The 25514-nt window shown below is 70.1% G+C and carries 22 protein-coding genes and 1 pseudogene; 11 read left to right on the forward strand and 12 right to left on the reverse strand.

Annotation, left to right across the window (positions count from 1 at the left end; genetic code table 11):
* Positions 1 to 1005: substrate-binding domain-containing protein (locus FHE66_RS06645; protein ID WP_139072227.1), on the reverse strand; the 1005-nt coding region annotated here is incomplete at its 3' end.
* A gap of 215 nt (positions 1006 to 1220) precedes the next feature.
* On the opposite strand from FHE66_RS06645, the gene FHE66_RS06650 reads away from it, so the two are divergent.
* The 3 genes and pseudogenes from FHE66_RS06650 to FHE66_RS06660 all read left to right on the forward strand — a co-directional run bounded on the left by FHE66_RS06650 (position 1221) and on the right by FHE66_RS06660 (position 4402).
* Entirely contained in the window at positions 1221 to 1982 is a 762-nt protein-coding gene (locus FHE66_RS06650; protein WP_139072185.1) for a DeoR/GlpR family DNA-binding transcription regulator, read from the forward strand.
* Between the two features lie 65 nt (positions 1983 to 2047).
* Positions 2048 to 2722 carry an SDR family NAD(P)-dependent oxidoreductase gene (locus FHE66_RS06655; protein ID WP_139072186.1) on the forward strand — a complete coding sequence of 225 codons (675 nt, stop codon included), beginning with the start codon at positions 2048 to 2050 and terminating at the stop codon, positions 2720 to 2722.
* Between the two features lie 705 nt (positions 2723 to 3427).
* Positions 3428 to 4402 (forward strand): annotated as a pseudogene (locus tag FHE66_RS06660) (IS481 family transposase).
* A gap of 56 nt (positions 4403 to 4458) precedes the next feature.
* Here the strand turns inward: FHE66_RS06660 and FHE66_RS15710 are convergent.
* Positions 4459 to 4644, reverse strand: coding sequence for a hypothetical protein (locus tag FHE66_RS15710; RefSeq protein WP_218013636.1), 186 nt, complete (start codon positions 4642 to 4644; stop codon positions 4459 to 4461).
* A gap of 270 nt (positions 4645 to 4914) precedes the next feature.
* On the opposite strand from FHE66_RS15710, the gene FHE66_RS06670 reads away from it, so the two are divergent.
* Both FHE66_RS06670 and FHE66_RS06675 read left to right on the forward strand, forming a co-directional pair.
* Entirely contained in the window at positions 4915 to 5667 is a 753-nt protein-coding gene (locus tag FHE66_RS06670) for a hypothetical protein (protein WP_139072188.1), read from the forward strand.
* Between the two features lie 267 nt (positions 5668 to 5934).
* The gene (locus FHE66_RS06675; protein ID WP_176554682.1) at positions 5935 to 6747 is read left to right on the forward strand and encodes a reverse transcriptase family protein; all 813 of its coding nucleotides are present in this window, start codon (positions 5935 to 5937) and stop codon (positions 6745 to 6747) included.
* Positions 6748 to 6920: 173 nt separating this feature from the next.
* On the opposite strand, the gene FHE66_RS16035 is transcribed toward FHE66_RS06675, so the two are convergent.
* Entirely contained in the window at positions 6921 to 7481 is a 561-nt protein-coding gene (locus FHE66_RS16035) for a hypothetical protein (RefSeq protein ID WP_369692757.1), read from the reverse strand.
* Between FHE66_RS16035 and FHE66_RS16040 the strand changes: the two genes are divergently transcribed.
* Both FHE66_RS16040 and FHE66_RS16045 read left to right on the forward strand, forming a co-directional pair.
* Positions 7458 to 8036, forward strand: coding sequence for a transposase (locus FHE66_RS16040; protein WP_369692755.1), 579 nt, complete (start codon positions 7458 to 7460; stop codon positions 8034 to 8036). The two genes, FHE66_RS16035 and FHE66_RS16040, sit on opposite strands and share 24 nt — an antisense overlap.
* Positions 7973 to 8374, forward strand: a complete 402-nt coding sequence (locus tag FHE66_RS16045) for a transposase (protein WP_369692756.1) — start codon at positions 7973 to 7975, stop codon at positions 8372 to 8374. Before FHE66_RS16040 ends, FHE66_RS16045 begins: the two co-directional genes overlap by 64 nt.
* A gap of 93 nt (positions 8375 to 8467) precedes the next feature.
* Here the strand turns inward: FHE66_RS16045 and FHE66_RS06685 are convergent, their stop codons facing one another.
* On the reverse strand, positions 8468 to 8971 hold the full coding sequence (locus FHE66_RS06685) for a hypothetical protein (RefSeq protein ID WP_139072190.1): 504 nt from the start codon (positions 8969 to 8971) through the stop codon (positions 8468 to 8470).
* A 419-nt stretch (positions 8972 to 9390) separates the two neighbouring features.
* Positions 9391 to 10476, reverse strand: a complete 1086-nt coding sequence (gene ychF / locus FHE66_RS06690) for a redox-regulated ATPase YchF (protein ID WP_139072191.1) — start codon at positions 10474 to 10476, stop codon at positions 9391 to 9393.
* A gap of 249 nt (positions 10477 to 10725) precedes the next feature.
* Here ychF and FHE66_RS06695 point away from each other — a divergent pair, with 249 nt between their 5' ends.
* The 3 genes from FHE66_RS06695 (at position 10726) to FHE66_RS06705 (ending at position 12945) form a co-directional block, all read left to right on the forward strand.
* Positions 10726 to 11085: a cupin domain-containing protein gene (locus FHE66_RS06695; RefSeq protein ID WP_139072192.1), complete on the forward strand. Its 360-nt coding sequence runs from the start codon at positions 10726 to 10728 to the stop codon at positions 11083 to 11085.
* Between the two features lie 29 nt (positions 11086 to 11114).
* Positions 11115 to 11690, forward strand: coding sequence for a PH domain-containing protein (locus FHE66_RS06700; RefSeq protein ID WP_139072193.1), 576 nt, complete (start codon positions 11115 to 11117; stop codon positions 11688 to 11690).
* A 64-nt stretch (positions 11691 to 11754) separates the two neighbouring features.
* Entirely contained in the window at positions 11755 to 12945 is a 1191-nt protein-coding gene (locus FHE66_RS06705) for a DNA recombination protein RmuC (protein WP_139072194.1), read from the forward strand.
* 6 nt (positions 12946 to 12951) lie between these two features.
* Here FHE66_RS06705 and FHE66_RS06710 read toward each other — a convergent pair whose 3' ends face one another.
* The 6 genes from FHE66_RS06710 to FHE66_RS06735 all read right to left on the reverse strand — a co-directional run bounded on the left by FHE66_RS06710 (position 12952) and on the right by FHE66_RS06735 (position 21156).
* A complete protein-coding gene (locus FHE66_RS06710; RefSeq protein ID WP_139072195.1) occupies positions 12952 to 14634 on the reverse strand; it encodes an ABC transporter ATP-binding protein in 1683 nt (560 codons plus the stop codon).
* The gene (locus FHE66_RS06715; RefSeq protein WP_139072196.1) at positions 14631 to 15605 is read right to left on the reverse strand and encodes an ABC transporter permease; all 975 of its coding nucleotides are present in this window, start codon (positions 15603 to 15605) and stop codon (positions 14631 to 14633) included. Before FHE66_RS06715 ends, FHE66_RS06710 begins: the two co-directional genes overlap by 4 nt.
* Complete coding sequence (locus FHE66_RS06720) at positions 15598 to 16524, reverse strand: ABC transporter permease (RefSeq protein ID WP_139072197.1); 927 nt, start codon at positions 16522 to 16524, stop codon at positions 15598 to 15600. The genes FHE66_RS06715 and FHE66_RS06720 overlap by 8 nt, the downstream gene beginning before the upstream one ends.
* A 24-nt stretch (positions 16525 to 16548) precedes the next feature.
* Positions 16549 to 18171 (reverse strand): ABC transporter substrate-binding protein, encoded by a 1623-nt coding sequence (locus tag FHE66_RS06725; protein ID WP_139072198.1) that lies wholly within the window; start codon positions 18169 to 18171, stop codon positions 16549 to 16551.
* 138 nt (positions 18172 to 18309) lie between these two features.
* A complete protein-coding gene (locus FHE66_RS06730; protein WP_139072199.1) occupies positions 18310 to 19965 on the reverse strand; it encodes an AMP-binding protein in 1656 nt (551 codons plus the stop codon).
* A gap of 150 nt (positions 19966 to 20115) precedes the next feature.
* Positions 20116 to 21156 (reverse strand): 4-hydroxy-3-methylbut-2-enyl diphosphate reductase, encoded by a 1041-nt coding sequence (locus FHE66_RS06735; protein WP_139072228.1) that lies wholly within the window; start codon positions 21154 to 21156, stop codon positions 20116 to 20118.
* Between the two features lie 243 nt (positions 21157 to 21399).
* Between FHE66_RS06735 and xseA the strand changes: the two genes are divergently transcribed.
* On the forward strand, positions 21400 to 22629 hold the full coding sequence (xseA, locus tag FHE66_RS06740) for an exodeoxyribonuclease VII large subunit (protein WP_176554683.1): 1230 nt from the start codon (positions 21400 to 21402) through the stop codon (positions 22627 to 22629).
* 19 nt (positions 22630 to 22648) lie between these two features.
* Here xseA and adhE read toward each other — a convergent pair whose 3' ends face one another.
* Positions 22649 to 25354 carry a bifunctional acetaldehyde-CoA/alcohol dehydrogenase gene (adhE, locus tag FHE66_RS06745; protein WP_139072201.1) on the reverse strand — a complete coding sequence of 902 codons (2706 nt, stop codon included), beginning with the start codon at positions 25352 to 25354 and terminating at the stop codon, positions 22649 to 22651.
* Between the last annotated feature and the right edge of the window lie 160 nt (positions 25355 to 25514).

Below are 25514 nucleotides of genomic sequence, written 5' to 3' on the forward strand. Positions count from 1 at the left end.
GGCGTCGCCGACGAACACGTTGTCGTAGCCGTCCATCCGGCGCAGGCTCGTGTAGCCCTCGATGCCCAGGTCGGTGCCCTCCTCGATCGTGCCGCCCTCGGCGAGGATGCGGGCGATCTCGAGCTGGGCCTCACCGGCGAGGGCCGGGTCCCAGAAGAAGATCTTGTCGATGGAGCCGGTCTCGAGGTACTTCGCCGCGGCCGACGGGATCGAGGTGCCCATGTTGCACACCGTGTCCTCCAGGCCCGCTTCCTCGATGGCGCGGGCGATGCCCGGCACGTCGTTACCGGCGGAGCCCTGGAAGCCCTTGATGTTCGGGTACTTCGCGAGGATCTCCTTGGCCTTCTCGTAGGCCGCGGTCTCGTTGTCGGTGCTCTCGATCGGCGTCTCGACGCGGGTCATGCCGGGGTAGTTCTCGAGCTGGTAGTCGTAGGCCGCCTCGACCCACTCCATGTGGGTCTTCGCGGTGAGGCCACCGACGAACTGGACGTACTCGCCCTCCTCGTCCATGCACGCGGCGAGGTTCTCCATGATGTCGACGCCGTAGTCCGCGTTGTCGAAGGCCTCGATGTCGATGTCGACGTTCTCGATGCCCGTCGCCTCGTGGGCGACGACGATGATGCCCTGTGCCTGCGCCTGCGCGAGGACGGCGGACAGCGCCTCCGGAGAGTTCGGGACGACGGTGATGGCCGTCGGCTTCTGCGCGATCAGGTCCTGCACGATCTGGATCTGCTTCTCCGCGGAGTTGTCGTCGCCGCCCTCGGTGCGTGCGTCGATCCCCGTCCGCTCGGCGTACGCGACGACGCCCTCGTCCATCCGGTCGAACCAGGCGATGCCCTTGACCTTGACGACGGTGACCATGGTCATGTCGGACGCGTCGCCGCTGCCCGCGGAGGTCTCGCCGCCCGAGCCGGCAGCGCCGTCGTTCACCGACCCACACGCGGCCAAGAGCAGGGTGGCCATCCCAGCAGCGGTGACGACGCTGACGGTGCGCTTGTTCCTCATCCGTTCACTCCCTCGTGAGCGCACGGACACCAGCGCCCGCGCGTTTTCCTGTTTTTCGTGCGTCAGGATGCCTGACTTCGCTCACCGTAGGCCTCGATCCTCATCGTGTCCAATCGCTACCGTGCGCGGCGCGCATGCTTTCGTGCATACTGTGCACACTGTCGCGCAGAGGGTGTGTTGCTACACTGCCGACTCGATTCAGCGAAAGGGCACCAATGTCGCGCCGCCAGCAGATCGCCGAGCTCGTCGTCGAGCACGGGTTCCAGAGCGTCAGTACCCTCGCCAGCCGTTTCGCCGTGGACCCGTCCACGATCCGACGCGACCTCGACCGTCTCGCCGCCGACGGGCTGGTGCACCGGACCCACGGCGGCGCCGCCGCCCCGACCACCGCGAGGATGAGCGCCGACGTCGTCGGTCTGCCGGGGCACGCCCCCGCGCAGCTCCCGGAGAAGCGGGCGATCGGCGCCGCGATGGCCGAGCGCATCTACGAGGGCCAGACGGTGCTGCTCGAGGGGGGCACGACGTGCCTGGAGGTCGCCCGGCACCTGGACCAGGCGCGGCTCACCGTCGTCACGAACGACCTGCAGGTGGGCATGGCGGTCGCCACCAAGCCGCAGATCAACCTCGTCTTCATCGGCGGTGAGCTCCTGCAGGGGAGCACGTCGATGTGGGGCCCGATGTCCATCCAGCAGCTCGAGACGATGCGGGTGAACGTCGCGGTCTTCGGGGCCGGCACCGTCATGGACGACGGCATCTACGCGAGCAGCAGCTACGCCATCGAGCTCAAGCGCAAGATGCGCTCCATCGCCTCGCAGTCCTTCTTCGTCGCCGACTCGACCAAGTTCGGTCGAGAGGCGCTGTTCAAGGTGTTCGGCTTCGACGACTTCACTGCAGGCATCACGGACGACACGCTCGACCCGATCCGCGCGGCGCACTTCCCGGTCCCCCTCATCCGGGTGACCCCGGAGCGCGAGTAGGGACGTCCACAGGGTCCACCACGCGGCGACCATGGTCGCCGCACACTTCTCAGAAGGGACGGGCCATGCCCACCATCGCAATCATTGGTGCCGGACCCGGCCTCGGGGCCGCGGTCGCGCGCCGGTTCGGCGCCGAGGGCTTCTCGATCGCCCTCATCTCCCGGAACCAGGCGACGCTCGACGAGCTGGCCGCCACGCTGCAGGCGGGCGGCGTCGCCGCGCGCGGCTACGCGGCCGACGTCCTGGACCCTGAGTCCCTCGTCGCCGCCCTCGACCGGGCCGCGGCCGAGCTCGGGCCCATCAGCGTGCTGCAGTACAGCCCGCTCCCCTCGCGGACCTACCTCAAGCCGGTGCTCGAGCTGACGCCCGAGCTCGCGGCCGAGGCCCTGCAGTTCTCCGCCCTGGGCCTCATCCACGCCGTACGGGCGGTCCTTCCCGCCATGCGCGAGGCGGGCGAGGGCAGCATCCTCCTCGTCAACGGCGGTACCTCGGTCAAGGCCCGCGCCGGGTTCGCCGGCACGTCCGTCGCGTTCCCCGCCGAGAGCGCCTACGGGGAGATGCTCCATGACGCCCTGCAGGACGAGGGCATCCGGGTGGCCCAGCTCGTCATCCCGGGGGCCATCCCGAAGCTCAACCTCGAGAACGGGATCGACGACGTGGCCGAGCGGATCTGGGAGCTGCACGGATCGGCGGGGCCGTTCCGGACGATGCTCATTCCGCTGGAGGAGGGGCGGGAGTAGGGCGGGCTCTCAGCTCCAGGCGCGCCGGGACTGAGACGTTGAAGCGGAACGAAAACTGGGGTTCTCGGGCGTTCTCGACCATCGGTCGATGCCTAGAATCCCTCTTGACCTGAGGAGACGCACCCGCGGGACCGTTGGGCGTCGTCGGCGAAAGCCGGCCCCGGCGGGACTTCTTACGGACTGTTTGCGGACCGCTGGGTCACGCCGAGAGGCCTCTGGCGAGGGCGGCGTCGAACAGCGTTCGGGCGACCTGCTCGGCCTTCTCGGTCGCCGCGGCAACCACCGGATTCACCTCATAGCGGTCCTGGTTGCGAGCGCGTCGCAAACGGTCGAACTCCCGCGCCGCCCGGTCCGCGGCGGCTTGTCGAAGACGGCACGTAGGTAGCGACCGAGCGCCTCGTGCTGACCGGGTCCGTTGGTCGTCCGGAAGCCATACGCCGCCAGCATTCCTCGCAGGTGTCGTGGCAGGCGTCTTAGGGGATGCCGTAGTGACGATCGCACCGGTGAGCGGCGGCAGGTGGTTCAAGCGCTCCGCTGCCTGGCGCAGGAGCGAGGTTGCCCGCGTGACCGTCCCCGGGCACTACCTCTAGCTGTACTGACCACGGAGGTTGGGTACGGGACCGGGGTGTCGGCGTGACATGAGGAAGACCTCCGAGTGGGGTGTGGAGCTGTCTAGGAACCACGCCCGAACACTCGGAGGTCTTCATGTCCCACGCTAACGCCCCGCTGACCCCGGCCGGTCGTCTACGCCTGGCCAGGTGCGTGGTCGAGCAGGGGTGGGCACTGCGTCGGGCTGCGGAGCGGTTCGGGGTGTCGGTGACAACCGCCCGGCGGTGGGCGGACCGCTACCGAGACCAGGGCGCGGCGGGGATGGTCGACCGTTCCAGCCGGCCCCGCCACTGCCCCCACCGCACGCCACGGCGCACCGAGCGGCGGGTGGTGGGGCTGCGGGTGTCACGACGCTGGGGCCCGGCGCGTATCGCCTACCACCTGGGCATGGCCCCCTCCACGGTGCACAAAATCTTGACCCGCTACCGGTGCCTGCGGCTGTCGTTCACCGACCCGGCCACCGGGGCGCCGGTGCGGGCGGCCCGGCGGCGGGTGCGCCGCTACGAGCACGCGGCGCCCGGTGACCTGGTCCATGTCGATATCAAGAAGCTGGGCCGGATCCCCGACGGTGGAGGCCACAAGGTCCTGGGCCGAGCGGCCGGCAAGCGCGACCGCCGCCGCGGGATGGGCTACTGGTACATCCACAACGCCGTCGATGACCACTCCCGCCTGACTTACAGCGAACTGCTCACCGATGAGCGCAAGGAGACCGCCGCAGCGTTCTGGCAACGGGCCAACGCGTTCTTCGCCGCCGCCGGGATCACCGTGCACCGGGTGCTGACCGACAACGGCTCCTGCTACCGCTCCCGGGCCTTCGCCGCCGCCCTGGGCGAGACGATCACGCACAAACGCACACGGCCCTACCGGCCCTAGACGAACGGCAAGGTCGAGCGCTTCAACCGCACCATGCTCGAGGAATGGGCCTATGCCCGCCCTTACTCATCGGAGGCTGAGCGGGCTGCCGCCTTCCCCGGTTTCCTCCATCACTACAATCACCACCGCGGCCACACCGCTCTCAAGGGCGCCTCACCCGCCAGCCGCGTACCCAACCTCTGCGGGCAGCACATCTAGCCGTCGTGCCCCGACCAGCGCGAGGGCCGTCGCATGCTGTACGGGCGTGAGTGGAGTCAGCGCGACGGCAGTTCCCCGATGACTGCGACCGCCGGGCCGCTGCGCACGTCATCCAGGAAGGCGGGAGGCGCCGCAAACTCCTCAGGAGTGAGGATGATCGGATTCACGGGACGGTGCACCGCGGCCTCGATCGGGGCGCACGCCTCGTAGACAGCGTTCACGTCGGGCTTACCGAGCACCATGACGTCGATCTCGTGCGGTGCCGGACGTTCTCCCCGAGCATCCGCGCGGCGAAGGAGCCGTAGAGGAACGCCGACTCGATCGCACCGATGCGAGCGAGCCGTCTGCAGCAGCGATCGCATGAGATCGGGGCTGGATTCGGTCAGGGCTTCACCGAGCACTCGAAGGATCACGCGGTGGCCGCCTCTACGTCTACAACCACGACGAGCTCAGCGACCGCGCTACACCACTATCGGGGACTCAACTCGGATAGGAGTTGATACCATTAGCACATGGAGCAGGAGTCTGCGGCAGATCCGCTCACCATGAACCAGCCCGACGGCTCAGTGTTCGTGTTCCTGGATGAAAGCTATGAACCGTTCGTTGCGGCGGGAGCGGTCATCGTAGAGGCTGTCGATTTTGCACGCATCAATCCGGGAATAGCGGAGCTCTTCGATAGGGCTCAAGGGTGGTACCACCTCGAAGGTCTGCCAAGTTTTGAAGAGTTCCTTCGCCACGGCTTCCATGCAACCAGCGATCCACTGGAGGTTCGTACCGCCTTCGTGGCGTTTCTCGCTGAGGCGTTCTGCTTCAAGTCGATGATCGTGTACAGCGACAGGTCTTGGTGCCCTGACCTCTCTGATAGGGAGCGACTCATGGTAGTCATTGAGCAGATTACTCGCGACGTGCTGCGAGCTTACAGGGGGCGCCCAAAGGTCATATTTCTGTTCGAGTCGGCAGGCAGGCTGGATAGGTACGTCGAGCGCGTGGTGACGAGCGTGGCTAAGAAGCTTGACCGAAGGGCGCCCCGTGTGGAGATATATTTCGGCACAAAGCGGCAGCCGGATCTTCTTGCGGTTCCTGACTACGTGGTGCACATCTTCAATAAGTGGATGCAGAGTCAGCGCAGCGACGTACCGCTATTGCAACCAACCGAGCACCAGTCCCGAGCGTTCAAGGCGATCCTAGGCTCAATATCGATGGCGAGATCGCTTGATGACGGTCGCGTCATTCGGAGATCGCTCGGCGAACTCTCGGTGGTATAGTCCGGGTTGCGCCGAGGGCGGCGCCAGGTGGTGCGCGAGTCCGCGCGCGTAAGGACTGGGTAACAGGCGCAGGGCCCGCCCTCGGCCGCTCGTGGAGGTGCAATGGTCAGCATCCGTGCTGTGGCGCACGCTAGCGCCCTGGACGTCGGTGAGCTTCTGCACTGGCAACAGCTCATATCCAGCGGGGCCGGCTACACGCGCATCACGATTCCACAGAGGCGCCGACGTCCCCGAGAGGTACTTCGGCCTTCGGTTGGACTCGACCGGGTGCTCAAGCAGCTGAACATCGGCCTTGCCAGGGTGTCGAACTACTCGCCACCGCACGCAGTCCACGGTTTCATAAGGGGCCGGGATATCAGGACTAACGCCGCTCAGCATCTCGATAAAGATATCGTCCTGAGAGTAGACTTACGCGACTTTTTCGGCTCGATCGACGCGTACAGGTTGACAGATACACTCACAGGATTCGGTTTTGATCAGAACGCCGCGAGCGCCGTCCTAGGTGTAACTATCGTGAATGGCTCTCTAGCGCAGGGCTTCAGCACCAGCCCACTACTATCAAACATGACTTTCGCCGATGCCGACCTAGCGCTGATGAAACTTGCTGCAGACGTCGGCGTCTCATATTCTCGCTACGTCGATGACCTGACCTTCTCCGGATCGTTCGGCGAGGTCGATGATAGGCTTCTTCTGCGGATTACTGACGTACTGGAGAGCGCTGGCTGGATTGTGAACAGTAATAAGACTCGGTTCATGCGGCGAGGCAAGGCCCAGTATGTCACGGGCTTGTACGTGGGCGATGCCGTCGGCCCGCATATCCCGCGCTCGATGAAGCGACTCCTCAGGCGGGAAGTTTACTTCGCTAGCAAATTTGGGATCGACAATGCCCGGCTCAGATCGCCGACACCGATGGAGCACGATCGTTTGAACGGCTGGGTGCATTATGCCGCTCACGCAGACCCGCATTTTGGCCAAAATCTCCGCGATGCCTGGGCGACGGTGGATTCGCGACGGCCCGCGAGTAGGTCCAGCGCGCATCGCGTCCAGATCCTCGACGAGATCGACTTCCCGGAGAGCTAAAGAGGGCCGCGCCTCGCACTGGAGTTGGGCGGAGAGTCGCTCCAGTCTGACGCGGCGACGGCTGGTGGCGGACTCGACTGCACCAAGAGGCCAAACCGGCTCTTCAGACTTCCGGTGCGGAGTGGGACGCGCGGCGGTAGATGAGGTCGGGTAGGGGTCGAGGTCCTCGATGATCAGTAGCGACCAAGCAACTGTTCATTGAGGACCTCGACGTTGACTAACGCTACGGGGTGCAGCGATGCGCCCTCCACTGATCCCTGCGCGCGCTGCGACACACTCCTGGGCATCCCCGGCCTCCACGTGGAGAGCGTGGAGCGCACTGCCGGGCTGATGACCATCACGGTCTCCACGGCCTGGCAGTTGATGTGCTGCCTGACCTGCGGGGTCGTGGCCCGCGGTCGGCGGCGGCGCGAGCTCCATGACGTACCGGGCATCGTGGCGGTGCAGGTGATCTGGCGGCAGCGCACCTGGCGCTGCCCGACCCCGACTGCTCGAGACGCACGTTCGTCGAGCAGGTCCCCGACCTCGTCGCCCCACGAGGGTCGCTGACCGCCAGGGCCGTGGAGTGGACGGTCGGACAGCCGCGCCGCGAGCACGCCACCGTGCAGGGACTGGCCCAGCAGCTTGGGGTGGACTGAAAGACGCTGTGGCGCGCCATCAAGCCCCGCCTGGTGGAGCTGGCCGGCGATGAGTCCCGCTTCGCTGGGGTCATGAGCCTGGGGGTCGATGAGCACATCTGGCACCACGTCGACACCAGACGCCGCCGCGCCAAGGAGCTCACGGGCATGGTTGACCTGACCCGCGACACCGACGGCAAGGTCCGCGCCCGGCTGCTCGACCTGGTGCCCGGGCGGTCGACGAAGGCCTACGCCGACTGGCTCACCGGCCGCAGCAGCGAGTTCCGGGCAGGGTGCAGGTCGCTGCCCTGGACCCGTTCGCCGGCTACAAGACCGCGATGGACGAGGAACTCGCCGATCGCCACCGCAGTGCTGGACGCCTTCCACGTCGTCAAGCTCGGCACCCAAGCCGTCGATGAGGTTCGCCGCCGCGTTCAGGAAGAGACCCTGGCCACCGCGGGCGCAAGGGCGACCCGCTCTACGGGATCCAGAAGCTGCTGCGTGCCGGGCAGAGAACCTCACCGAGCGCCAACTGACGCGCCTGGCCGGCGATCGAGGCCGAGGAGGCGCACCAGGCCGTTTACCTCGCCTGGCGCTGCGCCCAGGACCTGCGCGCGGCCTACCGCTGCGCCGACCTGGCCGCCGGGCGCGCTATGGCCGAGCGGATCGTGAACGTCTTCCATACCTGCCCGATCCCCGAGATCGCGCGGCTGGGACGGACCTCACGCCGCTGGAAACAGGCGTTCTTGGCCTACTTCACCACCGACCGGTCCAACAACGGCGGCACAGAGGCCACAACGGCATCATCGAGCTCCACCGCCGCCTCGCCCGCGGCTACCGCAACCTCACCAACTACCGCCTCCGCATGCTCCTCGTCGCCGGAGGACTCAAGACCTGATCCCCACCGGAAGTCCGAAGAGCCACCAAACTTTCCCGCCCGCCATCCCCGCCGAACAATAGACCGCCCTCGACGCGATCGGCAGCAGAGAAGTCACGCACTAAGCGAATGAGCCAACTCAGGAGCGACGCGCACGACCTGCCGCTGCGCACCTCGCTCCGCAGTCGGAGGACCAAATGAGGCGACGCTTCCGTTCAGAGGTGCCTCAGCCGTGCCGGACCGCGGCGACCTCATCGATGGCGTCATCGAGGATGGAGCATGCCAACTGTGCCGCCCGGTTCACCGAGTAGGAAGAGGCCTCACGGATGAGAACAGCACGGACGTCCGCCGTGGCGCCGGCGTCGCCCGCCATTACGAGCATCTGTATCAGCGTCCTGGCCGGGCCGCCCAGAGCCCTCGCCTCAGCCTCAGTCACCTCGTCAGCGACGAGGATGGCCACGTTGGCCGGATTGTTCTTGCTTCGCTGCAGCAGGAGGCGAAGTTGCGCCTCGCAAGCAGCGTCCCCTCTAGAAGCACCGTCCATCACAACAGACGTCAGGGCATCTGCGGCCGCGGCATTCAATGTCGGTACGAGCGCCTCGACGAGAATCTCATGGGCAGCCAACAGCCCATGAGCAATGCTCCGCTCGGCGTACCTGCTCAACAGCGTGCGCGATGGGTAGCGGCTGAGCGTCCGGCTCACGAATTCATCGATAACTCTGTTGACCATGGCGGCCCTTCCTTGGACAAATGACGCCGTTAGCAAGTGCTGCCAGGATACGCGCCATGCCTGCGCAGACTTAGGTTTCGCCCGCTCATCGCCTGCCTCAAGAGTCAGCAGCGTGGTCGATGAGATCGTGAGTGGGCTCAGAGTCGTTTGCAAGCCTGTTCATGCGTCACGTCTGTTGGGGCCCGTCCTCCCTTTCGTCATACCCACCGGGGCAGTTGAGGGACATCCGGACAATGCCGCGATCAGCACGTCGAGGGCATGCGCCACACGTCCCGCACCCAGACGTACCACCCGAAGTCGCCGGCTCCAGAGATCTTGCCTCCGGAGCAGCCCCCTCGAGCCACAGGGCTAAAGCTCTTGCGGACTATGTGCGGACTGGCAGCACTCAGCGCCGCTCTGACCTGCACAAACGCGCCGATTCACACGTTGAAGCGGAACTCCACGACGTCGCCGTCCTGCATGACGTACTCCTTGCCCTCCATGCGCACCTGGCCGCGGGCCTTGGCCTCGGCCATGGAGCCGGCGGCGACGAGGTCGTCGAAGGAGACGATCTCGGCCTTGATGAAGCCGCGCTGGAAGTCGGTGTGGATGACGCCCGCGGCCTCCGGGGCGGTGGCGCCCTTGGGGATGGTCCACGCGCGGGCCTCCTTCGGCCCGGCGGTGAGGTAGGTCTGCAGGCCCAGGGTGTCGAAGCCGACCCGGGCGAGCTGGTCGAGGCCCGCCTCCTCCTGCCCGGCGTCGGCGAGCATCTCGGCGGCCTCCTCCGGCTCGAGCTCGACAAGCTCGGACTCGAACTTGGCGTCGAGGAAGATCGCGTCCGCCGGGGCGACGAGCTCGCGCAGCTCGGCCTGCATCGCGGTGTCGGCCAGGCCCTCGTCGTCGGTGTTGAAGACGTAGATGAACGGCTTGGCGGACAGCAGCTGGAAGGTCGCGAGGTGCTCGGGGTCCAGCCCGGCCTTCGCGGCACCGGCGGAGATCGCAGTGCCCTCCTCCAGCAGCGCGAGGGCGCCGCGGGCGGTGTCGAGGACGGCGGCGTCGGTCTTCTTCCCGCGCACCTCCTTCTCCAGCCGCGGGATCGCCTTCTCCATGGTCTGCAGGTCGGCGAGGACGAGCTCGGTGATGATCGTCTCGATGTCCTCGGCCGGGGCGACCCGGCCCTCGACGTGGACCACGTCGGGGTCGCTGAACGCGCGGGTCACCAGGCAGATCGCGTCCGCCTCGCGGATGTTGGCGAGGAACTGGTTGCCCAGCCCCTCCCCCTCCGAGGCGCCGCGGACGATGCCGGCGATGTCGACGAACGAGACCGTCGCGGGGAGGATCTTCTGCGAGCCGAAGATCTCGGCGAGCTTGTTCAGCCGCGGGTCCGGCAGCGGCACGACGCCGATGTTCGGCTCGATCGTCGCGAACGGGTAGTTCGCGGCGAGCACGGTCGCGCGGGTGAGCGCGTTGAACAGGGTCGACTTGCCGACGTTGGGCAGTCCCGCGATTCCGATGGTGAGGGCCACGGGGCTGGATTCTACGTGGCCCATGGCGGGCGGCCCACCGACCTTGCGCCCAGCGCTGCCTTCGCGGGCCCGCTGCGCCCCCCGCGCAGGCCCGTTCCCCTGCCCACCGTGCGCCCCTTCCTGTCACGGTGCGCCTGCCGCAGCGCACGCACGGTGGCAGGAACTGGCGCACGGTCGAGGGTCCGTGCCCCGTGCGGAGCGCCGGGTGCTGTGCCACGGTGAGTCCATCCGACGCCCCGAGGAGGACCGATGCCCGACCTCACCGCCCTCACCACCTCCCACCTGGAGGCCGCGCGCGCCGACGAGTACGGCCGCAGTGCCGAGCTGCTCGTCCGCGACGGCGTCCTGCGCCAGACGGTCATCGCGCTGCGCGAGGGCGCCGAGCTCGCCGAGCACAACGCACCGCACGCCGCGAGCATCCAGGTGCTCGTCGGGCGCGTGCGGGTGACCGGGGAGGGCGAGCCGGTCCTGTCCTCCGGCGAGCTGCACACCCTCACCCACCAGCGCCACGCCGTCGCCGCGCTGGAGGACTCGGTCTTCCTCCTCACCACGGTGACCAGCCAGCCGGGCGAGCCGCCCCAGGGTGGGGAGCGCCCCGAGCACGGCTGAGGGCCGACGCTGGCTGGGATGATGACCGGGTGCAGCCCGCCGTCGTCTTCCGCGCCCCCACGAGCCGGGTCTACGCCGTCGTCACCTGGGTGATCGCCGTCGTCGTCCTCGTCGCCCTCGCGCTGGAGGGTGGGTCGAGCGCGCTCCTCGCCTACGGCGCGCTGCCCGCCGTCCTCGCCGCCATGGGCTGGGCCGCCTTCTGGCGCCCGCTCGTGCGGGTGGAGCGCGGCGGGGTGCGCGTGGTCAACGTCCTGAGCACGACGTGGCTGCCGTGGTCGGCGGTCACCGGCACGCGCACCCGCTGGGGCCTGGAGCTCCTCGTCGACGGCGGGAAGGTCGGGGCGTGGGGCCTGCCCGCCCGCAGCGCCCTCGGCCGCTGGCTCGGCAGGCGCCGGGAGGAGCCCGCGCTGCCCCGGCTGGACCGGCTCACCGCCGACGTCGCGGGCGGGGGCGACCCCGCCGTGGCGGCCCGGCTCATCGATCAGCACCGGACCGGTCGCCCGGGAGCGGCCGGCTTGCCGCGTCCGCAGCGCCGCCTCGACGCCGCGCCCGCCGCCCTGCTCCTCGCCACCACCGGCCTGGCGATCGTCGCCGTCCTCCTCTGACGTCCGGCACCCCCGCACCCCCGCCTGCGCGGGGATGTCGGCGGGGGCTGCGAGGCTGGGGCACATGGACACGACAGTGGTGATCGTCCTCGCCCTCGCGGCCCTCGCCCTCGGGGCGACGGTCGGGTGGCTGGCCGCCCGCACCCGGGGCGAGGGTGCCCTCTCCCTGGCCCGGCAGGAGGCTGCGGCCGCCCGCGCCCGGGCGGAGGCGCTGGCCGCGGAGTGCGCCGACCTCAAGGACCGCGCCTCGCGTGACCACGACGTGCTGCGCGCCCTCGCGCCGGTGCGTGCCACGCTCGCGCAGGTGGGTGAGCACGTCGCCGAGCTGGAGCGGGAGCGCACCGAGCAGTTCACCGTCCTCGCCGAACGGCTGCACGCCGCCCAGCGCTCGGAGGAGGAGCTGCGCGCCACGACCGCCACGCTCGCCGGGGCGCTGCGCTCGGGCACGGCCCGCGGGCAGTGGGGCGAGGTCCAGCTGCGCCGGATCGTCGAGGCGGCCGGGATGCTGCGGCACGTCGACTTCCTCGAGCAGCCCTCGCTCGCCTCGCTGCCGGGCGCGACGCCGGACGCCACGGGTCGCCCGGACCTCGTCGTCCGGCTGCCGGAGGGCAAGACGCTCGTCATCGACGCGAAGGTCCCCTTCGACTCCTACCTCGAAGCGAGCGCCGTCACCGCGGTCAACGACCCCGCGACCGCGGACCGGCGGGCGCGTCTGCTCGCGGCCCACGCCCGCGCGCTGCGCTCCCACGTCGACGCGCTCGGCGCGCGGCGCTACGCCGAGCAGCTGAGCGGCAGCCCGGAGCTCGTCGTCATGTTCGTCCCCGCCGAGGGCCTGCTCTCCGCCGCCCTCGAGGAGGACCCGGGCCTCCTCGAGCACGCCTTCAAGCAGGGCGTCGCCCCGGCCGGCCCGTCGTCCCTGTTCGCCCTGCTGCGCACGACGGCGAGCGTGTGGGCCTCCGCCTCGGTCACCGAGGACGCACGCCGCCTGCTCGAGCTCGGCCGCACGCTCTACGAGCGGCTTGGCACCGTGGCCGGGCACGCGAGCCAGCTCGGCCGCACGCTGGAGAGCGCGGTGGCGCACTACAACCGGCTGGTCGGCTCGGTGGAGTCACGCCTGCTCGTCACCGCCCGCGGGTTCGACGGGCTCGACCCCGGCTCCCTCGACCTGCGCGAGATCGACGGCGAGCGCGGCCAGGTCCGCCGCTTCACCGCCCCCGAGCTCACCGACGCCCTGGAGCTGCCGCTCCAGCGCTGACCTCCCTCACCCGCCGATGTCGAGGGTGGCGCCGGGGATCGCCGCGAGCAGCTCCTGCGTGTAGGGCTGCTGCGGGGACTCGAACACCTCGTCGGTCGTCGCCATCTCCACGATGCGACCCTTCTCCATCACCGCGACCGTGTCCGCGATCTGCCGCACGACCGCGAGGTCGTGGGTGATGAACAGGTAGGTGAGGCCCAGCTCGCGCTGCAGGTCGTGCAGCAGGGTGAGGATCTGCGCCTGGACGAGGACGTCGAGCGCGGAGACCGCCTCGTCGCACACGACGAGCTCGGGCTGCAGGGCCAGCGCGCGGGCGATCGCCACCCGCTGACGCTGCCCGCCGGACAGCTCACCGGGGTAGCGGCGCATCGTCGAGCGCGGCAGTGCCACGAGGTCGAGCATCTCCGCGACGCGGTCCGCCCTCGATCTGCGGTTGCCGATCCCGTGCAGCCGCAGCGGCTCGTCGATGGCGCGGAAGATCGAGTACATGGGGTCGAGGGAGCCGTAGGGGTTCTGGAAGACCGGCTGCACCTTGCGGCGGAAGTCGAACAGCTCACGCCTGTTCAGCGAGCCCATGTCCGTCCCCTCGAACACCACCCGCCCCTCGGTCGGCTCCAGGAGGTTGAGGACGATGTTCGCCACCGTGGACTTTCCCGAGCCCGACTCCCCCACGAGCGCCGTCGTCGCCCCGCGCGGCAGGGCGAAGGAGACGTCGTCGACCGCCTTGAAGGTCGTCCCCGTGCCGGGCAGCCCCCCGCGGATGGAGAACTCCATCGTCAGGTGCTCCACGGAGAGGATGTCCGGCCGGCGGGCCACCTCGGTGTCGGCCAGCTGCTCCTCCGACTCCCTGCCGTGCTCCTTGGCCACCTGGATCCGCCGGGAGGTCAGCGACGGCGCGGAGTCCACGAGGCGTCGCGTGTACGGGTGGCGGGGGTCGGTGAGGATCTGCTCCGAGGGCCCCGACTCCACCACCAGGCCCCGGCGCATGACGACGAGGTGCTCGGCCCGCTCCCCCGCCAGGCCGAGGTCGTGGGTGATGAACAGGACGGCGACGTCCCGCTCGGCGGTGAGCGTGTCGAGGTGGTCGAGGATGCGCCGCTGGACGGTGACGTCAAGGGCCGAGGTGAGCTCGTCGGCGATGAGGAGCTCCGGCTCGCCGGCCAGGGCGATGCCGATCAGTGCCCGCTGGCGCATCCCCCCGGAGAACTCGTGCGGGTACTGCCGCGAGCGCCGCTCGGCGTCGTCCAGGCCCGCCTCGGCGAGCACCTCGCTCGCCCGGCGACGCGCGGCGGCCCCCGTGGCGACGCCGTTCGCCGCCAGTGTCTCGCGCACCTGGAAGCCGATCCGCCACACCGGGTTGAGGTTGGTCATCGGGTCCTGCGGGACCAGCCCGATGTGCGCGCCGCGCAGCCGCTCCATCTGCCGCCGGCTCGGGTGGGTGATGTCCTCCCCGGCGAACGTGATGCTGCCCCCGGTGACCTGGCCCGTTCCTGGCAGCAGGTCGATGATCGCGTTGGCCAGGGTGGACTTGCCGGAGCCGGACTCCCCGACGATCGCCACGCTCTGCCCGGGGTAGACGGTGAGGCTCGCGCCGCGCACCGCGGGGATCACGCCGGTGGTCGAGCGGAAGGCCACCTCGAGGGCACGGATCTCGAGCAGCGGCTCCTCGCGGCCTCTCGACGCGCTCATCGGTCCCGCACCCTCGGGTCGAGGGCGTCACGCACGGCGTCGCCCATCATGATGAAGCCGAGCACGGTGAGGGCCAGCGCCCCGGCGGGGTAGAACAGCACGCCGGGCCGGGTGCGTAGGGAGGCGCGGGCCTGGGAGATGTCCCCGCCCCACGAGATGACCGAGGGCGGCAGCCCCACCCCGAGGAAGCTCAAGGTCGCCTCCGTGACGATGAAGACCCCGAGCGCGACCGTGACGTAGACGATGATCGGCGGGGCGGCATTGGGCAGGACGTGCCGGGAGAGCACCCCGAACCGCCCGGCGCCCAGCGCCCGCGAGGCCGTCACGTAGTCGTTGGTGGCGACGTTCATCACCGACCCGCGCGCGATGCGGGCGATCGCCGGCCAGCCGAAGACGGCGAGCACGAGGACGACGGTGACGATCGTGCGGCTCTCGGTCACCTGCATGAAGACGATCGCCCCGAGGACGAGCGGCACGGCGAAGAAGATGTCGGTGATGCGCGAGAGCACGCTGTCCAGCCAGCCGCGGAAGAAGCCCGCGAGCGCCCCGACGGTCGTGCCGAGGACGAGGGCGAGCGCCGTCGTCAGCACCCCGACGCTCACCGAGGAGCGTGCCCCGTAGATCACCCGGGAGTACAGGTCGCACCCCTGCCGGTCGAAGCCGAACGGGTGGCCCGGCCGGGGCCGCTCGAGGGAGTTCGCCAGCACGCAGTACCGCGGGTCCTGGGAGGTGAACAGCGAGGGGAACAGCGCCACCGTGCACACGAGGACGATGACGAACGCCGCCACCCAGAACAGCGGACGACGGCGGAGCTTGCGCCATGCCTCTCCCCACATCGTCGACGGCGCCCCGCTGTCGGCGACGGCGTCGACGGCGCCCAGCCCTTCCTCGTCGAGCTCGGCGAAGAAGTGCTCCTGACCGCGACGTCGCGCGGTCGGGTCGGGCAGGACCCCCGGTGTCAGGTCAGCCATAGCGGATCCTCGGGTCGAGCGCGGCGTAGAGCAGGTCGACGAGCAGGTTGGCGAGGATGTAGACGATGACGAGCACCGTCGTCAGGGACACGACGGTGACGTTCTCCCCCTGGATGATCGCGCGGAAGAGGGTGCCGCCGACCCCGTTGATGTTGAAGATCCCCTCGGTGACGATCGCCCCGCCCATGAACGAGCCGAGGTCGGCGCCGAGGAAGGTGATGACGGGGATGAGGGAGTTGCGCAGGACGTGGACGTTGACCACCCTGCCGCGGCGCAGGCCCTTGGCCCGTGCCGTCCGCACGAAGTCGGCGGTGAGCGTCTCGGACACCGACGTGCGGGTCAGGCGGAGCACGTAGGCGAGGGAGACCGCGCCGAGGACGACGGCGGGCATGAGCAGGGACACGAAGGTGGGGTCGTTGCCGACCGTCACGGGCAGCCAGCCCAGGCGTACGCCGACGACGAACTGGAGGACGAAGCCGATGACGAAGGTCGGGACGGCGATGACGAGGACGCTGATGACGAGCACCGTGGAGTCGAACAGCCCACCTCGTCGCATCCCGGCGACCAGACCGATCCCGATTCCCAGGACCGCCTCGAAGACGAGCGCCATGACGGCGAGCCGGGCGGTGACCGGCAGCGCCTCCGCGACGACGTCCAGGACGTCGCGCCCGGAGAACGTCACACCGAGGTCGAGGGTGAAGATCCCGCGCAGGAACAGCAGGTACTGGACGAGGAACGGCTTGTCGAGGTTGTACTCCTGGCGGATCTGCTCCTGCACCGCCGCCGGCAGGCCCCGCTCCCCGCCCAGCGCCGCCACGGGGTCCCCGGGCAGGGCGAAGACCATGGCGTAGATGAGCAGGGTCGCCCCGAGGAACACCGGGACCATCTGCAGCAGGCGCCGCCCGATGTACCTGGTCATCGCGGGTCCTCGGGGCGGCCCGGGTCAGTTCTTCGTGATCGACGGGACGTCGACCTGGCGGTTCCAGGCGAACTCGACGTTGTCGACGTCCTCGCTGTACCCGCCCACCGCGTTCTCCACCCACAGCGGGATGCCGGGCAGGCCCTCGAAGAGGATCGCCTGGGCGTCGACGACGAGGGCGTTGGCCTGCTCGAGCGTCTCCGAGGCGTTGATCTCCCGAATGATCTCGTCGAAGTCGGGGTTGGAGTAGAACGCGTCGTTCGATCCAGCACCGGTGACGTAGATCGGCGCGAGGAAGTTGACCAGCGAGGGCCAGTCGGCCTGCCACCCGGCCCGGAACAGCCCGCTGATCTCCTGGTTGTCCCGCGCGTCGAGGAACTCGGAGAACTGCGGGTAGGCCTCGAACTCGGCGTCGATGCCCAGGGTGTTGCGGATGGAGTTGTTGACGGCGTCGATCCAGGCCTGGTGGTCACCGTCGGCGTTGGAGCTGATCGTCAGCGTCCCCTCCCACGGCTCGATCGCCTCGGCCTGGGCCCACAGCTCGGCGGCGAGCTCCGGGTCGTACTGGGTGACGGCGTTGCCGGGCACGTCGGGGGTGAAGCCCTCGATGGACGGCACGGTGTAGTCGACGGCCGGGGTGACGGTGCCGGCGAAGATCGTCTCGGCGATCTGCTCGCGGTCGATGGCCAGGGAGATCGCCTGGCGGCGCAGCAGGCCCGCCTCGCCGGCGAACTGGGGCAGGTAGGACGGCACGCCGAGCGTCTGGTTGAGCGCGGCGGGCTGGTTGACGGCCCGGTCGCCGAGCTCCTCCTCGAACGTCGCGAGGGCCGCCGAGGGCATCTCGTCCATGACGTCGAGGTTGCCGGCGATGAGGTCGTTGTAGGCGGTGTCGAGGTTGTCGTAGAAGACCACTCGCGCCCCGCCGTTCTGGGCGGGGACGTCCCCGGCGTAGTCCTCGTTGGGGACGAGCTCGATCTGGACGTTGTGCTCCCAGGCGTCCGGCCCGGCGAGCATGTACGGGCCGTTGCCCACCGGGCTCTCCCCGAAGGCCTCCATGTCCTCGAACGCCGACTCGGGCAGCGGGTAGTACGCCGCGTACCCGAGCCGCAGCGGGAAGTCGAACTCGGGCTGCGTGAGCGCCACGGTGAACGTCAGGTCGTCGACGACCTCCAGGCCGGTGAGCTCGGAGTCCTCCTCGAGGGAGAACCCCTCGATGCTTTCGAAGAAGTAGCTGGAGTTCTGCTGGTTGCTCAGCAGCGCGCCGTAGTTCCACGCGTCGACGAAGCTCTGCGCCGTCACCGGGGTGCCGTCGGAGAACGTCCAGCCGTCCTCGATGGTGACGGTGAAGTTCTGGTTGTCCTCGGTCTCGATGGACTCCGCGACCTCGTTGACCACCGTGCCGTCGCTCTCGTAGCGCACGAGACCGGCGAAGAGGAGGTCGACGATGTCACCGCCCCCGACCTCGTTGGTGTCGGTGGGGATGAGCGGGTTCTGCGGCTCGGTGCCGTTGATGGAGACGACGCCCGTGCTCGTACCGGTCGTCGTCTCGCCCCCGTCGCCGCCGTCGTCGCCGTCCCCGCTGCAGGCCGCGAGGCCGAAGGACGTGACGGCCAAGGTCGCCACCATCACTCGTGCGTGCTTCTTCATCGTTGCTCCCCCCGAGGCCCGAGTGACAGGCGTGACGCATGTCACCTGGGGTGCACGATAGGGGTGCGGCAGCGATATGGAAAGAGGTCCAGGCCACCGGTCCTCGCCCGGTACGGGCGGAGGGATCCGTCGGCAGGGTCAGCGGTGCCGGTTCTTGGCCATGAGCTGCTCGCGCACGACGCGCCGCAGCACCTTGCCGAGCTGTGAGCGCGGCAGGTCCTCGAGCACGGCGACCGAGCGCGGCATCGCGTAGTGCGAGAGCTTGTCCTCGGCCCAGCGGCGCACCGCGCCGAGGTCGACGTGCGCGCCCGGCTCGAGCACGAGCGCGGCGACGACGCTCTCCCCGCGGTGCCCGTCGGGAAGCCCGACGACGGCGACGTCGCGCACGCCCGGCATCGCCCGGACCGCGTCCTCCACCTGCGAGGGGTAGACGTTGAACCCGCCGCTGATGATGAGCTCCTTGCGGCGGTCGGCGAGGGTGACGAAGCCGTCGGCGTCCCGGTGCACGAGGTCCCCGGTGCGCAGCCAGCCGCCCTCGAGCATGACCTCCGCCGTCGCCTCGGGGTTCTGCCAGTAGCCGGCGAACACCTGCGGGCCCCGGATGAGCAGCTCCCCGGTCTCCCCCTCGGGCATGTCGACGGCGGGGTTCTCCGGGTCGACGATGCGGATCTCGGTGCCGGGGAACGGCAGGCCGAGGGCACCGGGGCGGCGCTCCGGGCTGAGCGGGTTGCCCAGGGCGACGGGGGAGGTCTCGGTCATGCCGTAGCCCTCGATGATGAGGCCTCCGGTGACCCGCTCCCACGTCGCGGCGACCTCGCGGTCCAGGGACATGGCACCGGAGATCGCGAAGCGCACCGAGGTGAGGTCCACGTCCCGCTCCTCGGCGGCCGCGGCGAGGCGGGCGAACATCGGGGGCACGCCACCGAAGAACGTCACCGGCCGGCGGCGGGTGCCGGCGAGGACCATGTCGACGTCGAACTTGGGGAAGACGAGCTGGGTGGCCCCGAGCCGCACGGCGGTGGTGAGGCACAGCGTGAGGCCGAAGGCGTGGAAGAAGGGCAGCACCGCGGTGAAGACCTCCTCGCCGTAGCGCAGCCCGGAGATCCAGGTCGCGCTCTGGGCGACGTTGGCCACGAGGTTGCGGTGGGTGAGGGCCACGGCCTTGGGGGTGCCGGTGGTGCCGCCGGTGTGCAGGAGCACGGCGGTGTCCTCCTGGGTCGGGCCCGGGTGGTCGGCGGGCAGCGGCGCGGTGCGGCGCACCAGACGGTCCCAGCTCGCGACACCGCTGGGGACCGGTCCGCGCATGGCCTCGCGCTGCGCGCGGGCGGCGGGCACCGGCAGCCGCAGGAGGAAGCGGGAGCGACGCGGGAGCGCAGCGGTGAGGTCGACCGCCAGCACCGTGCGGCCCTGGAGGTCACCGCCGGGGCAGACCTTGTCCAGGGACTTCTCCCAGGCGACGACGACGTCGGCCCCGTGGGCGGCGAGCTGCGCCTGCAGCTCGGTCGGGGAGGCGAGCGGGTTGTGCTCGGCGACGACGGCACCGAGGCGGAGCGCGCCGTAGAAGGCGACGACGTGCTGGGGGCAGTTGGGCAGCACGAGGGCCACCCGGTCCCCGGCCCGCACACCGGCGGCGGCGAGCACCGCGGCGGCCCGGTCGGCCTGGTCCGCGAGCTCGCGATAGGTGGTGCTCGCCCCGAGGAAGTCCAGCGCGACGTTGTCCGGCACCGACCCGGCGGCGTCGGCGAGGAGGTCGGGAACGGTGAGGGCGGGGACGGTGAAGGCGTCAGGTGCCATTGGTGCTCTGCTCTACGGTTCGACGGCGCCACCAGCTGGCGCCTACGCCACCGTAACCTACGGGGCCGTAAGGTCGCATGCTGCTGGACGCTGATGGACGCTGATGGACCAGATCCCGGACGCGAGGCCGCGCCCGGAAGAAGAAGGAGGTCAGCGGGCCTCGACGCGCAACGCGCGACGTCCCCCGCGACGTGGCCGGTCGGCGGGGCCGCCGGCGGCCTTGAGGTCGGCGCGCAGGTTCTTCGGCAGCGAGAACGTGATGTCCTCCGTCGCCGTACGGACCTCCTCGACCTCCCCGAAGCCGAGCTCGCCGAGCCGGGTGACGACGTCGCGCACGAGGATCTCGGGCACCGACGCGCCGGACGTGAGTCCGACCGTCGTCGCGCCGTCGAACCACGCGAGGTCCATCTCGTCGGCCCTGTCCACGCGGTAGGAGGCGCGGGCACCGGCCTCGAGGGCGACCTCGACGAGCCGCACCGAGTTCGAGGAGTTCGACGAGCCGACGACGATGACGACGTCGCACTCCGGGGCCATCCGCTTGACCGCGACCTGGCGGTTCTGCGTGGCGTAGCAGATGTCGTCGCTCGGCGGGTCCTGCAGCGCGGGGAAGCGCTCACGCAGTCGCCGGACGGTCTCCATCGTCTCGTCGACGGACAGCGTCGTCTGCGACAGCCACACGACGCGCGAGGGGTCGCGCACGACGACCTGGTCGACCTCGTCCGGGGAGTTGACGACCTGGATGTGGTCCGGCGCCTCGCCCTGGGTGCCCTCGACCTCCTCGTGGCCGTCGTGGCCGATGAGGAGGATGTCCATGTCGTCGCCGGCGAAGCGCACGGCCTCCTTGTGCACCTTCGTCACCAGGGGGCAGGTCGCGTCGATCGTCGCGAGGTTGCGGGAGGCGGCCGCGGCGTGGACCGCCGGGGAGACACCGTGGGCGGAGAAGACGACGCGTGCACCCTCGGGCACCTCGTCGGTCTCGTCGACGAAGATCGCCCCGCGCTCGGTGAGCGTCTCGACGACGTACTTGTTGTGGACGATCTCCTTGCGGACGTAGATCGGTGCGCCGTAGTGCTCCAGCGCCTTCTCCACCGCGTCGACGGCTCGGTCGACGCCCGCGCAGTACCCGCGCGGCGCGGCGAGGAGGATCCGGCGGCCGGGGACGGCAGTGACGCCCGGGGTGCGGGCCGGCACGGCGTCGGGGAAGGCGGAGGCCCCGGCGAGCGACTGGACCTTGGGACGGTCGGGCGTTCGGTCGCCCTGGGCAGCATCGAAAGGCGGGGTGGTCACCTCACCAGGCTACGGTGCGGAGCAAGGAACGTCGTCCCTCGGTGGCATGCTGTGAGCGATGCGACCCCACGTGGACACCCCCCACGCCGCCCTCCGCGCCGGCCCCGCGCGCGCCGGCGGCCACCCGCTCGGCGACGGAGCGCGCCCGTGACCGGCGAGCCGCTGCCCGAGCGCGCGGGCGAGACGACCGCGGAGCAGCCGTGGCCCGTACGGCTCCTCTCGCGCAAGATCGCCGCGTACGTCGCGCGCATGTCCCCCGTGTGGGTCGAGGGGCAGATCGTCCAGCTCAGCCGCCGCCCCGGCGCCGGCACGGCGTTCCTCACGCTGCGCGACGCCGACGTCGACATGTCGCTGCCGGTGAAGATCGCCGCCCGGGACCTGCCCGACGTCAGCGAGGGAACGCGCGTCGTCGTCCACGCGAAGCCGGACTTCTACCTCAAGAACGGTGCCCTGTCCCTGCACGCCCGGGAGGTGCGCGCCGTCGGGCTCGGTGAGCTGCTCGCCCGGATCGAGCACCTCAAGCGGGTGCTCGCCGCCGAGGGCCTCTTCTCCCCCGAGCGCAAGGTGCCCCTGCCCTTCCTCCCGGCGTGCGTCGGCCTCGTCTGCGGCCGGGAGTCCAAGGCCGAGCACGACGTCGTCGTCAACGCCCGCGAGCGCTGGCCTGGGGTGCGCTTCGCGATCCGCGAGGTCGCCGTCCAGGGCGTCGGCACGGTCGCCCAGGTGAGCCAGGCGATCGCCGAGCTCGACGCCGACCCCGAGGTCGAGGTCATCGTCGTCGCCCGCGGCGGCGGGTCGGTCGAGGACCTCCTGCCGTTCTCCAACGAGCAGCTCGTGCGGGCCGCGGCGGCGTGCCGCACCCCCCTCGTCTCCGCCATCGGGCACGAGACCGACACGCCCCTGCTCGACCTCGTCGCCGACTACCGCGCCTCGACCCCCACAGACGCCGCCCGGCGGGTGGTCCCGGACGTCGCCGAGGAGCGCCGCGGCGTCCTCCTCGCCCGGCAGCGGCTGCGCGCGAGCGTCGTCGGCCGGCTGCAGTCCGAGCAGGCCGTGCTCGCGGCGTTCCGCTCCCGGCCCGTGCTCGCCGACCCGACGACGATGGTCACCAGCCGCGCCACCGACGTCGCCCGCCTCCTCACCTCCCTGCGCCACGCGACGACGACGCGCCTCGAGCGCAGCACCGCGGCCCTGGAGTCCCAGCGCGGGCACCTGCGGGCGCTCTCGCCGCTGGCCACCCTCGAGCGCGGCTACGCGGTGCTGCGCACCGGGTCCGGCGCCGTCGTGCGCGACCCCGACGACGTGACCGCCGGCGACGTGCTCGACGCACGGGTCGCCGGCGGCCACGTGACCGTCGAGGTCCGCGAGCCGCAGCCCTGAGGCCGCGGCTCGCGCAGGGTCACGCCTCGACCGGCTCCGCGGCGGCTGCCACCTCGGCGGCGCGGCGCTCACGCACCTCGGTGAACGAGACGCCGTAGTAGGCCGCGGCCATGAGGTCCTTCATGTCCTCGAGCATCGGCATGCGCGGGTTGGCCGGTGCGCACTGGTCCTCGTAGGAGCGCATCGCGAGGTCGTCCAGGCCCCCGATGAACTCCTGCTCGTCCACCCCCTGCGCCGCGAACGACGGCGGGATGCCCACAGCCGTGCGCAGCTGCTCGACCGCCCGGGCGTAGGACTCCACGCCCTCCTCCGGGGTGCTCGCCGGGAGCCCGAGGGCCTCGGCGATCTGCTGGAACCGCTCGGGAGCCACGTAGGACTCGTACTTCGGCCAGCTCGTGAGCTTGGTCGGCACGGTGCCGTTGTAGCGGATGACGTGCGGCAGCAGCGTGGCGTTCGTCCGCCCGTGGACCAGGCCGAACGTCGAGCCGATGGTGTGCGCCATCGCGTGGACGATGCCGAGGAACGCGTTGCCGAACGCCATGCCGGCGATCGTCCCGGCGTTGTGCATCTTCTCCCGCGCCCTGTCCGCGTCGGGGCCACCCTTCACCGACGCCTCGAGGTTCTCGAAGATCAGCCGGATCGCGTGCAGCGCCATGCCGTCGGTGAAGTCGTTGGCGTAGACCGACACGTACGCCTCGGTGGCGTGGGTGAGGGCGTCGAAGCCGGAGTCCGCGGCGAGCGACGCCGGCATCCCACCGGCGAGCACCGGGTCGACGATCGCGACCGTCGGGGTGAGCGCGTAGTCCGCCAGCGGGTACTTCACGCCGGTCACCGGGTCGGTGATGACCGCGAACGGGGTGACCTCCGCGCCCGTGCCCGACGTCGTCGGGATGCACACGAGCTTGGCCTTCTCCCCGAGGGCGGGGAACTTGAAGGCCCGCTTGCGCACGTCGAAGAACTTCTCGCGGATGTCGGTGAAGACGACGTCGGGGTGCTCGTACTGCAGCCACATGACCTTGGCCGCGTCCATCGGGGAGCCGCCGCCGAGCGCGATGATCGTGTCCGGGCCGAACTCGCGCATCGCCTGCGCGCCGCGCTCGACCGTCGTGATCGACGGCTCGGGCTCGACGTTGTCGATGATCTGCAGGGCGACCTTGCCGGGCCGGCGGCCCAGGACGTCGAGCACGCGGTCGACGAAGCCGAGGCGGGTCATCGTCGCGTCGGTGACGATGGTGACGCGGTTGACCCCGACCATGTCCTCCAGGTAGCGGATGGCGTTGGGCTCGAAGTAGGTCTTCGCCGGCACCTTGAACCACTGGAGGTTGTTGTTGCGCCGGCCGATCCGCTTGATGTTGATGAGGTTGGCCGCCGAGACGTTCCCGGCGACGGAGTTCGCGCCGTAGCTGCCGCAGCCCAGGGTGAGGGAGGGCATGAAGGAGTTGTAGATGTTGCCGATCCCGCCGAGGGACGCCGGGGAGTTCCAGATGACGCGCACGGCCTTGACCCGCGAGCCGTACTCCTCGACCACCGCCTCGTCCTGCGTGTGGATGGCGGCGCTGTGGCCCAGTCCGTCGAGCTCGACCATCTGCTCGGCCATCCGCATGCCCTCCTCGCGCCCGTCGGCGCGCAGGACTGCCAGCACCGGGCACAGCTTCTCGCGGGTGAGCGGCTGGGCGGGGCCCACGGCGTCGACCTCGACGAGGATGATCGAGGTGTCCGCCGGGACGGAGAAGCCCGCCTGCTCCGCGATCCACTGCGGGCTGCGTCCGACGACGGCTGCGTTGAGGCGGGCACCCTCACGGGCTTCCTCCCCGGCTTCGACGCCGAAGATGAACCGCTCGAGCATCGCCTTCTCGGCGGCGTCCACCCGGTAGGCATGCAGGCGCGCGAACTCGGCCATGGCCTCGTCGTAGCGGGTGGTGTCGATGATGACGGCCTGCTCGGAGGCGCAGACCATGCCGTTGTCGAACGCCTTGGACAGCACGACGTCGTTGATCGCGCGGGGCAGGTTCGCCGTCGCCTCGATCCAGGCCGGCACGTTGCCGGCACCGACGCCGAGGGCGGGCTTCCCGCAGGAGTAGGCGGCCTTGACCATCGCGTTGCCTCCTGTCGCGAGGATCATCGCGACGTCCGGGTGGTGCATGAGCTCGCTCGTCGCGTCGATCGACGGCGCGCTGATCCACTGGATGCAGTGCTCGGGCGCGCCGGCCGCGACGGCGGCGTCCCGCACCACCCGGGCGGCCGCGACGGAGGACTCCTGCGCCGAGGGGTGGAAGGCGAAGATGATCGGGTTGCGGGTCTTGAGCGTGATGAGGGCCTTGAAGATCGCCGTCGAGGTCGGGTTGGTCACCGGCGTGATGCCGGCGACGATGCCCACGGGCTCGGCGATCTCGACGATGCCGTTGATCTCGTCGCGAGCCACGATGCCGACGGTGCGCATGTCCGCCATCGAGTTCGTCACGTGCTCGCAGGAGAAGATGTTCTTCACCGCCTTGTCCTCGAAGACGCCGCGGCCAGTCTCGGTGACCGCCAGCTGGGCCAGCACGCCGTGCTGGTTCAACGCCGCGACAGACGCCTTCTTGACGATGCGGTCGACGTCCTCCTGGGTGAAGGAGTCGTACTCCGCCGCCGCCTGCTGCGCGCGGGCGACGAGCGCGTCGATCTCCGAGCGGCGGGTCTCGTCGACCGCCGGCCGTTCTACCGGGGTACTCGTGTCGGTGTTCACCGGGGTCTCCGTTGTCTTTGGACGTTCCTTTGGCGGATCCTCGTTGACCCAAGACCCACGCTACGGACGCCCTTCCCGGCGCGCCTGAGGCAAAGGTCCCCGCCTGCAAATCCCGCGCCCCGCCCCCTCTCCCCGCGACAGCCGACTTTTGCCCGACAGC

The organism is Georgenia sp. 311 (assembly GCF_006151955.1).
GTDB lineage: Bacteria > Actinomycetota > Actinomycetes > Actinomycetales > Actinomycetaceae > Oceanitalea > Oceanitalea wutianyii.